The organism is Alteromonas sp. CH_MED4-4, from assembly GCF_037029575.1.
Classification (GTDB): Bacteria; Pseudomonadota; Gammaproteobacteria; order Enterobacterales; family Alteromonadaceae; genus Alteromonas; species Alteromonas macleodii.
In genome coordinates this window covers 1-7,906 of the sequence record NZ_JAYMEU010000054.1, presented here as the reverse complement: position 1 = coordinate 7,906, position 7,906 = coordinate 1, and the positions used below count along the sequence as shown (strand labels likewise).

Sequence of the window (7,906 nt, the reverse complement as noted above, 5' to 3'; positions counted from 1 at the left end):
GGACTCTCTTTAATATTTTTTGTGTGGTAACAAAAATATTACCCCAAACCTTCAGGTGCGGGGGAGTCCAATTATCTTGCTGGTATTGAAACGGCGAAGGTTGTGGCTGATTTTTCTGTCGTTGATGCGGTACCAAAATCTCAAAACCTGTATGTGCCGGAGGGGTATCAGGCTTTAAACAATCCATTCCTAGCAAAAGCGGAATATACCATTCGTAAAGCACACTACCAAACCATGAGCGCTGGTGATTTGGCAAAAATAATGGCTGTTTCTGAACGTACGCTAAATCGTAAGTTAAAAGAGTTAACCGGAGAAACCCCTAAAGCCTTTATTGACGGGGTTAGAATAAGCCATGCTTGCACATTGTTAGCAACCACCAATACGTCAGTAAAGGAAATCGCCCTTTCTCTGGGTTATACGGACGATAGCGTATTTCGTCGTCTCTTTAAGCAGAAAATAAAAATGACACCTTCCAACTATCAACAACAAAGACGCAATAATTAAAGTTAAGCTTTTAGCCTAACTTTCCAATAACGGGCGCAGACATGTGGGGCATAATGGCGAAGCCGCCCCGCGTGAATGCGTCCCAGCCCGCGCAGCGGGCGAACTTAATTTTTTTGTTATGTTTCAAACTATGAAGCATAAATGAATAGTTCTTTTTTAATGTAATCCGTTTTATCGCGTTGAGAGCTTCAGGCTGATATTCGCGCCAATTTCAATGATTGTCTATGAGAATAATTTTCGATATGCCAAATCGCTCTAAATCATCTAAGCTGTAATCATGAGGTTGCTTATTGTGAGGAACAGCGTGGGGCGAGTCCGGTTCACTATGGCCGTATCTCTTCTTCCAAAGTCAGTGTCAAAAAACTGCTACGTCAGTTTGAATCTAAATATCCCGGCGCGACACTGCACGTGGTTTATGAAGCTGGGCCGTGTGGTTATTGGATTTATCGGCTGATAACGAGCTTGGGGCATTGTTGCTATATTGTGGCACCGTCTCTTATTCCCAAAAAGCCGGGAGAGCGAACTAAAACTGACCGTCGAGATGCGCTTAAACTCGTTAGGTCACTAAAGTCTGAAGACCTTACCCCCATCTATGTACCAGAGCCGGAGGACGAAGCTGTGCGGGGGTTATCTCGAGCTCAATAGGCCGCAATGAAGGATTTAAAGGAAGCCAAGTACCAGCTTAAAGCGTTACTGCTTCGCAACAACATACGCTATGAAGGCACTGCTAACTGGTCGAAGAAGCACCTTCGCTGGCTTACAGAATTGATATTGACTCATCCGGCGCAGCAAATAGTTTTGCAGGAACAATTGCAAACCATAGAAGAGCGCATCCGTCGACTGGAAAGGCTAGATAATGAATTAACTCACCACGTTCACCAATGGCGTTATTATCCGGTGGTGAAAGCCGTTCAGGCGATGCGCGGTGTTCGATTGCTCGTTGCTGTTGGCGTGGTAGCTGATTTCTTTTTGTGATATTAAATTTTGGTTGTTGACATGGGGGAGTCCACATAAGCCTGTGAGCGACTTAATGTGATTGTTAGCTGCCACCTACTAGTAATGGTAACGACACGAGATAACCGTAATTGCGGTATCGTCCACGGCATATACCAAACGGTTTGTGTCATCTATTCTGCGAGACCAGAAACCTGAAAGATTTTCTTTAAGAGGTTCAGGCTTTCCAATTCCTTCGAATGGAGAACACTTTACATCCGAAATTAACTTATTGATACGTTTCAAGGTTTTCTTGTCTTGAGTCTGCCAATAAACGTAACTATTCCAAGCTTCATCAGTCCATGATAACAACCTGTTACTCATCAATAAGTTCTCGCTGGGTCGTTTTTGCCGCTTTAAACTGTGCTATTGAACGATTTAAGTGTTGAGCGTTCGCTGGAGAACGAAGTAGATGAACAGTTTCCATAAGGCTGTTGTAGTAATCTAATGACATTACAACAGCATCTTTAGAGTCACGACGAGTGATTACTGTTGTATCTGCATCGTTAATAACATTGTCCAAAACGGCTTTTAGACCATTTCGTGCTTCGGTAAAAGAGACTATTCTCATTTTGCACTCCACCTGTACATTATATTGGACAAGTTTAGATCGAAAATGAGTACATGTACAGGATGCTGTGCATTACTGTGCCGTGGCAGCTAAACTTTTAAATAAGGGGCGATAACACGTAGGGCATAATAGCGAAGCGGCCCTGCGTGTTAGCGTCCCAGCGAACGAAGTGAGAGTGTTGATTGGGTTGTTAGGTACGTTTATAAACATCGGAGCGATGCCCGACTTTTATCACCTGTACTACAAGCTCGTTTTCTCGGATTTCATAAATTATTCTATAAAGACCTTGCCGGATACGATACAAGTCGAGCCCACTAAGTTTAATTGCTCCATCCCTTCGCGGGTTTTCAGCTAATAAGTCAATTTTGGCGAGGATCTTTTTAACGTCCGACTTGGGAATTGCCCTAAAATCTTTTGCTACTGACTTCTTGAAAGTGACGCTATATTTTTCCATCAGCTTCCAAAGTGTTTAGCAAGTCCTCGTAGGAGATTTCGGGCTCTTTGGCCCTTTGTCTTACCGCAGCCAAATCTTCTTGATCTTCTTTCATAAGGAGTCTTACTGCTTCATCAATCAGTTCTGATATTGAGGTATCTGATGATGCTGCCCGCAGTTTTAAAGCATTATGAATTGCTGGTTCGAAGTAGACGGTTGATCGTTTTGATAAAGTACTCATGAATAAACCTCCATTTAAGTAACATTAAAACATTATAGCGTTAAAATGTCAGTTAGGCTAATTTTTACCCAAGAGTACCTAACATTAAGTTAAGCGGCGTATTTACGTGGGGCATAATGGCGAAGCCGCCCCGCGTAAATGCGTCCGAGAGACCGAAGGAAGCGAACTTTAGCGCCTTGTTATGTGACGTTTTAAGAACTCAGGTGCTAGATCGGCACCATTCGGCCAAACCACTGTCTCCAATTCTGGGTCTACTGCAACTTTAGAAAAAAACGAAGAGTCTTTAAGAGGTTCAAAGACGCTGCCAGATAGCTTGTTTTCTAAGTTGACTTCTCCAGCTGTACCATCATCAAATGTTACCCACAATTTAAAGCCGTCCAGATATTTTGCGTTTCTAACGTGAAGCATAGTTTTACTCCAATGGTGCAATGTAATTTAGCGGCTCGCCATTTTGAGCCTTATGCCAGTTTTCCTCTAGTTCGGCTCGATGCTCTGAAAGCCATTCTTGAACGAATTTTGTAGCTCTGTTGGGAAGCTCTCCTTCAAGTATCGAGCCGTCAAAGGCAAAGAGTGCTTCGTAACCAGAATATTTCGCATGAAAATGAGGAGGATTATGATCGTTAAAGTACATTGCGATAATAATTCCATAGAACCGACTAATTACGGGCATTAATTGTTTAACTCCTTTACGCGGCATATGTCCTATTCTATACGGTTTATTGCGAAATGAAAAAGTGAGTCACATAACGCCCAACTTAGGGGCAATAACTCGCAGGCTAAAATTGGAGAGGAGCGAGGGGAGCCTACGTGTTTTTGTCCCCAGCGAGCCCGCGAGCGAGTTTATGCGATTGTTAGGTTCATTCACCGTAGCTTACCGATTCACACTTTACTTTCGATGATTCTTCTATGCCGTCTGAATAGCTAGTTACAATAATTCCATTTCGTTTCAGTTCTAAGTTCACCTTATTTAGCCACTCTTCATAACTTGCTTGGGTTGCATTTGTTGGAAGGTCAAAACCTAGACTTTTATTAATTTTCTCTATACTTTTTGGCAGCTTCTTATTCACGAACCAATATAAACCAGTAAGCGAGCCATAAAGTTCGTCAGGGTCATCGGCCCACACATGGTGACTAATAAAAAATAGTATTAAGATCGAAGCTATCTGTTTCATAAGAACCGAACTTTTCAATAACGGGCGCAGACATGTGGGGCATAATGCCGCAGCCGCCCCGTGTGTATGCGTCCCAGCGAACGCAGTGAGTGAGTTTATTGAGTTGTTAGGCCGTGCTGATAAGTTAGTCACGGCTATTAATAAAACTTTGTAACTCATCTGAGAAGCCACTAATTTGTTTAGCTTCTAGAAGGCCGTCTGATTTCATTAATGCAAGTTGCAGCATAGCTTTAGACCTTGCATTGTAATTGAATATGTTGGCGATACGTTTGTCGCAGTTTTCCATCAATTTATACAAATAAAGATATTTTGCATGATTTGAAAGTTCGGGATCATCGATTCCTTTACGCACATCGTCCAAAACTTGCTGGCAACATTTATCTAATGCATCTGCCTTAACTTGTTTGAAGTGTTTCCAATCTGCCTCTGAAATCATGTTTTAACCTCTATAGGCCTAACGCCCAACTTTGGGGCACAAATACATGGGCTAAAATAACGAGCGAAGCGAAGGGAGCCCATGTGTTTGTGTCCCAGCGAACGCAGTGAGCGCCAACAGTTGTTTGTGTACGCCCAGCATGGGCATGAACTAATGAGGTGAAAGTCCTCTGTAGGAAGATCACCGTTGTTTAACACACTGTTATTCAACGCTAACTACTAGCGAATGGCAAGGGCTAAATCGTGAGAGATAGTCTGGAGGAAGCCGCTAGCAAATCTGCGAGCTGATGGACAAGAACATCATATGAGGCGTAGGCTGAAGGTGAGTTGGCACAAGACAACGAAACCATGTGATCTAACGGCCACCGTAAATGATGCAGCAGTGCAGAGACAGTCCATGCTCTTATCTGGGGAGATCTGCTCTAAGAGCGATCGGTGAATACCAGTAAGGCTCTGGTATACAAGTGCCTTGGCGCAGAGGAAACGCATCATCCACTGCGAGCGAATTCGATGCAAACCGATAGCGCTGTTACAGGTAACTGTGGCGGTGATAGAGCAGAAGTCAGCAGACGGCATAGTAGCCAAATGCCCAGCGTAATGGCTGGGACACGGCCAAGTTGCTGCACAACGCGCCAAGAAACATTTAGAACAAAGGAGGAGCCTTGTCAGACTTGAACACACGAATGCCGTCCGGTAGTGACGTGACTCAGCGTACTGATGAGCAGCCAGCCTTTAGCGCAGATCTACTCGAACTTTTTCTCCAGCCTTCCAATCTTGTGTCGGCATGGAAACAGGTTCGAGCCAACAAAGGGGCCGCTGGCATTGATGGCATGACCGTTGATGACTTCCCCGCTTGGGCAAACGCAGGAAACTGGAAACGTGTTATGACTGAGCTTCGCTCAGGCCAATACCAACCTTCACCGGTGAAACGCGTTGAGATTGACAAACCTGATGGCGGAAAACGTCAATTAGGGATCCCAACTATCGTTGATCGTGTGATCCAACAAGCGATTGCTCAAGTCCTTACGCCTATTTTCGACCCAACCTTCTCAGATAATAGTTTTGGGTTCAGACCACATCAAAATGGGCAACAAGCAGTGAAGCAGGTAAACAGCATTATCAAAACGGGACGCCGTTTTGCCGTAGATGTTGATCTGTCTAAGTTCTTTGACCGCGTTAATCACGATTTACTCATGACCTACCTTGGCTACAAAGTGAAGGATAAGCGACTGCTTAAACTGATTAAACGTTACTTACGAGCTGGGATTCTCTGCAAAACCAAAGGGGATAACCAGTTTTATAGTGAGAGTCGAGAAGGTGTTCCTCAGGGCGGGCCATTATCGCCGCTGTTGGCAAACATCATGCTAGACCCATTGGACAAAGAGCTTGAGAAACGGGGTCACGAATTTGCACGATATGCGGACGATTTTACCATACTGGTAAAGACGCCCCGTTCGGGTGAACGCGTGCTCAACAGTATCAGCAGATTCCTGCGCCACCGCTTGAAGTTAGTTGTTAATACAACCAAAAGCCACGTCGTTAAAACCAGTGAAAGCAAATTCCTTGGATTTACCTTCAAGGCAGGCCGCATTCAATGGCATCCGAAGACCCTGATGAAGTTTAAGCAACAGGTTCGACGATTAACGAACCGCAACTGGGGCGTATCGATGCAATACCAACTCTTTAAACTCAGTCAGTATTTACGAGGCTGGATAAATTACTTTGGTATCGCCAGTGGATATCAGCGCTGTGTAGAACTGGATCACTGGATCCGGCGCAGAGTGAGAATGGCTTACTGGCGTCAGTGGCGAAAACCGCGCACCAAAGTACGACATTTAATGAGACTGGGCGTGCATGTTCAAGCTGCGGTAGCGTGTGGTATCACCAGCAAAGGGCCATGGCGTAGTGCAAAATCTCCGGGGATCAATCAGGCTTTATCACTTGATTACTTGAAATCCGAAGGGCTTTATTCGCTACGTGATGGATGGGTTGCGCTTCACTATCCTAAATGAAACGCCCTGTGCGGAGCCGCATGCAGGGTGTTGTGGGGGCTGGAGGCTAGATACCTCCGGCTACCCGATTATGTTTCATCTCTTTCCAACGAAGAAAGGATGCGTTCGAATTTTGGCATTTCGGTCTCCACAGAACCCAAGCCTTCGAGTGAAACCATTAGAACGCCTAAATTACTACCAAGACACGCTGCAATAAAAAAACGTTCTCTATCCGGCGTTGAGTAAGCAGTGATTTCCCATGGTACCGTTTCTACTTTGTTTAAGGGAGTAAGTTCTTGAAAGGTTTCCATACCCGGCAGTTGCTTATTAAGATTTGATAGATAGTTCTTTAATTCTGCCAGTATATTTACCCCTTGCTCCATCGAAGTAGGCTGAAAGACAGATAGGATAAACACTTGTTTTTTACTTTCGTTTGCGACTGTCTGAGTTGTACTGTTTGTATTTACTACCTTCCACTCGCCATCTAGTTCAAAAGAAAAACCTTTGAATTTAGTGCTGTCCGCATGGCAAACAAACGATGTGCACAACAGAAAAATTGTTGAGATAAACCATTTCATCTTACTTTTCCCTTTGAAACATAACACCCCAGCGAACGCAGTGAGCGACTATATTGGATTGTTATGTTCCACTGTTCAAGAATTGCTCATAGCATTCTGTACAAAGCCAGTTATCGTTTTCAAGATTATGATAGCCAACTCCGTGCTCCTCATTTTCTGAGCTAAATAATTTCCACCAACAGATCTGACAGTGGTCATGGTCCCAAGTGGGAGAGTCGGAAGACCATTGCTCCTTGACCCAAGTCTTAGTTTTAGCCCATTCAATAGGTTCGTCTACGTCGGAACGCTTCCATTCATCTCCGTGAACTAACACTACTGAACCTTTCATATTCCTCCTGGAACATAACTTCCAAATATGGGGCGCAAACACGTGTGCAATAGTGGCGAAGCCGCGCACGTGTTTGCGTCCCAGCGAGCGGCAGCGAGTGACATAATTTGTTTGTTATGTGCCATCCGATACATCCTTACAAATAGTAGCTCAAAAAGCCATCTGAGCTTTCTATATTCAGGATATCCATAATTATCTCTAAATGGTCCCCGAAGTGTTCTTTCGCCTCAGTGTCTTGCATTTGCATGATTTCTAATACTGGCAAAAAAGTTTCCATGACCCAAAGTTTTGATGGATTTTGCAAAAGGCCATTAATGATAGTGTCTAAAATTGAGTCTAACAGTTTAGTTAATAGCTGTTTTTCGTTTGGAACACTACCGGGCAGTTCAGCAAACAACTCGCTATCCTTAAAACTTTTTAACTCGGATAACGTGGACTGAGTGATGACCAAAATCTGATCTTGAACTTCTAATAAAGGACTGTATTCCATATTATCCTCTTGGCACATAACACCCGCATAAAGGGCGCAAACGCGTAGGGCAAAATAGCGAAGCGACAGAGCCCACGTGTTACTGTCCCAGCGAGATAATTGGACTCCCCCGCACCTGAAGGTTTGGGGTAATATTTTTGTTACCACACAAAAAATATTAAAGAGAGTCC

General features: G+C 44.1%; 12 protein-coding genes and 1 pseudogene. 3 read left to right on the top strand and 10 right to left on the bottom strand.

Annotated elements, in window-relative coordinates; all coding sequences use genetic code 11:
* Positions 1-102 precede the first annotated feature (102 nt).
* Both WA381_RS20620 and WA381_RS20615 read left to right on the top strand, forming a co-directional pair.
* A complete protein-coding gene (locus tag WA381_RS20620) occupies positions 103-504 on the top strand; it encodes a helix-turn-helix domain-containing protein (protein WP_197044382.1) in 402 nt (133 codons plus the stop codon).
* Positions 505-744: 240 nt separating this feature from the next.
* Positions 745-1,467 (top strand): annotated as a pseudogene (locus WA381_RS20615) (IS110 family transposase); the annotation flags it as partial.
* A gap of 90 nt (positions 1,468-1,557) precedes the next feature.
* Here WA381_RS20615 and WA381_RS20610 read toward each other — a convergent pair.
* The 8 genes from WA381_RS20610 to WA381_RS20575 all read right to left on the bottom strand — a co-directional run bounded on the left by WA381_RS20610 (position 1,558) and on the right by WA381_RS20575 (position 4,350).
* On the bottom strand, positions 1,558-1,821 hold the full coding sequence (locus WA381_RS20610) for a Txe/YoeB family addiction module toxin (protein ID WP_156085896.1): 264 nt from the start codon (positions 1,819-1,821) through the stop codon (positions 1,558-1,560).
* Positions 1,814-2,068 (bottom strand): type II toxin-antitoxin system Phd/YefM family antitoxin, encoded by a 255-nt coding sequence (locus WA381_RS20605; RefSeq protein WP_156085897.1) that lies wholly within the window; start codon positions 2,066-2,068, stop codon positions 1,814-1,816. The genes WA381_RS20610 and WA381_RS20605 overlap by 8 nt, the downstream gene beginning before the upstream one ends.
* 190 nt (positions 2,069-2,258) lie before the next feature.
* Positions 2,259-2,522: a type II toxin-antitoxin system RelE family toxin gene (locus WA381_RS20600; protein ID WP_012517121.1), complete on the bottom strand. Its 264-nt coding sequence runs from the start codon at positions 2,520-2,522 to the stop codon at positions 2,259-2,261.
* Positions 2,509-2,742 (bottom strand): ribbon-helix-helix domain-containing protein, encoded by a 234-nt coding sequence (locus tag WA381_RS20595; protein WP_012517122.1) that lies wholly within the window; start codon positions 2,740-2,742, stop codon positions 2,509-2,511. Before WA381_RS20595 ends, WA381_RS20600 begins: the two co-directional genes overlap by 14 nt.
* Positions 2,743-2,910: 168 nt before the next feature.
* Positions 2,911-3,150: a DUF2442 domain-containing protein gene (locus WA381_RS20590; RefSeq protein ID WP_156085898.1), complete on the bottom strand. Its 240-nt coding sequence runs from the start codon at positions 3,148-3,150 to the stop codon at positions 2,911-2,913.
* A gap of 4 nt (positions 3,151-3,154) precedes the next feature.
* Positions 3,155-3,412, bottom strand: coding sequence for a DUF4160 domain-containing protein (locus tag WA381_RS20585; RefSeq protein WP_012517125.1), 258 nt, complete (start codon positions 3,410-3,412; stop codon positions 3,155-3,157).
* Between the two features lie 187 nt (positions 3,413-3,599).
* Positions 3,600-3,914 (bottom strand): hypothetical protein, encoded by a 315-nt coding sequence (locus tag WA381_RS20580; RefSeq protein WP_156085899.1) that lies wholly within the window; start codon positions 3,912-3,914, stop codon positions 3,600-3,602.
* Between the two features lie 124 nt (positions 3,915-4,038).
* The gene (locus tag WA381_RS20575) at positions 4,039-4,350 is read right to left on the bottom strand and encodes a hypothetical protein (RefSeq protein ID WP_156085900.1); all 312 of its coding nucleotides are present in this window, start codon (positions 4,348-4,350) and stop codon (positions 4,039-4,041) included.
* 661 nt (positions 4,351-5,011) lie between these two features.
* On the opposite strand from WA381_RS20575, the gene ltrA reads away from it, so the two are divergent.
* Complete coding sequence (ltrA, locus tag WA381_RS20570) at positions 5,012-6,361, top strand: group II intron reverse transcriptase/maturase (protein ID WP_156085902.1); 1,350 nt, start codon at positions 5,012-5,014, stop codon at positions 6,359-6,361.
* Between the two features lie 68 nt (positions 6,362-6,429).
* On the opposite strand, the gene WA381_RS20565 is transcribed toward ltrA, so the two are convergent.
* Together WA381_RS20565 and WA381_RS20560 are read right to left on the bottom strand one after the other, a co-directional pair.
* Positions 6,430-6,918: a hypothetical protein gene (locus WA381_RS20565; RefSeq protein WP_156085903.1), complete on the bottom strand. Its 489-nt coding sequence runs from the start codon at positions 6,916-6,918 to the stop codon at positions 6,430-6,432.
* 464 nt (positions 6,919-7,382) lie between these two features.
* Positions 7,383-7,906, bottom strand: a 524-nt coding sequence (locus WA381_RS20560) for a DUF4844 domain-containing protein (RefSeq protein ID WP_336138582.1), incomplete at its 5' end; no start/stop codon positions are given.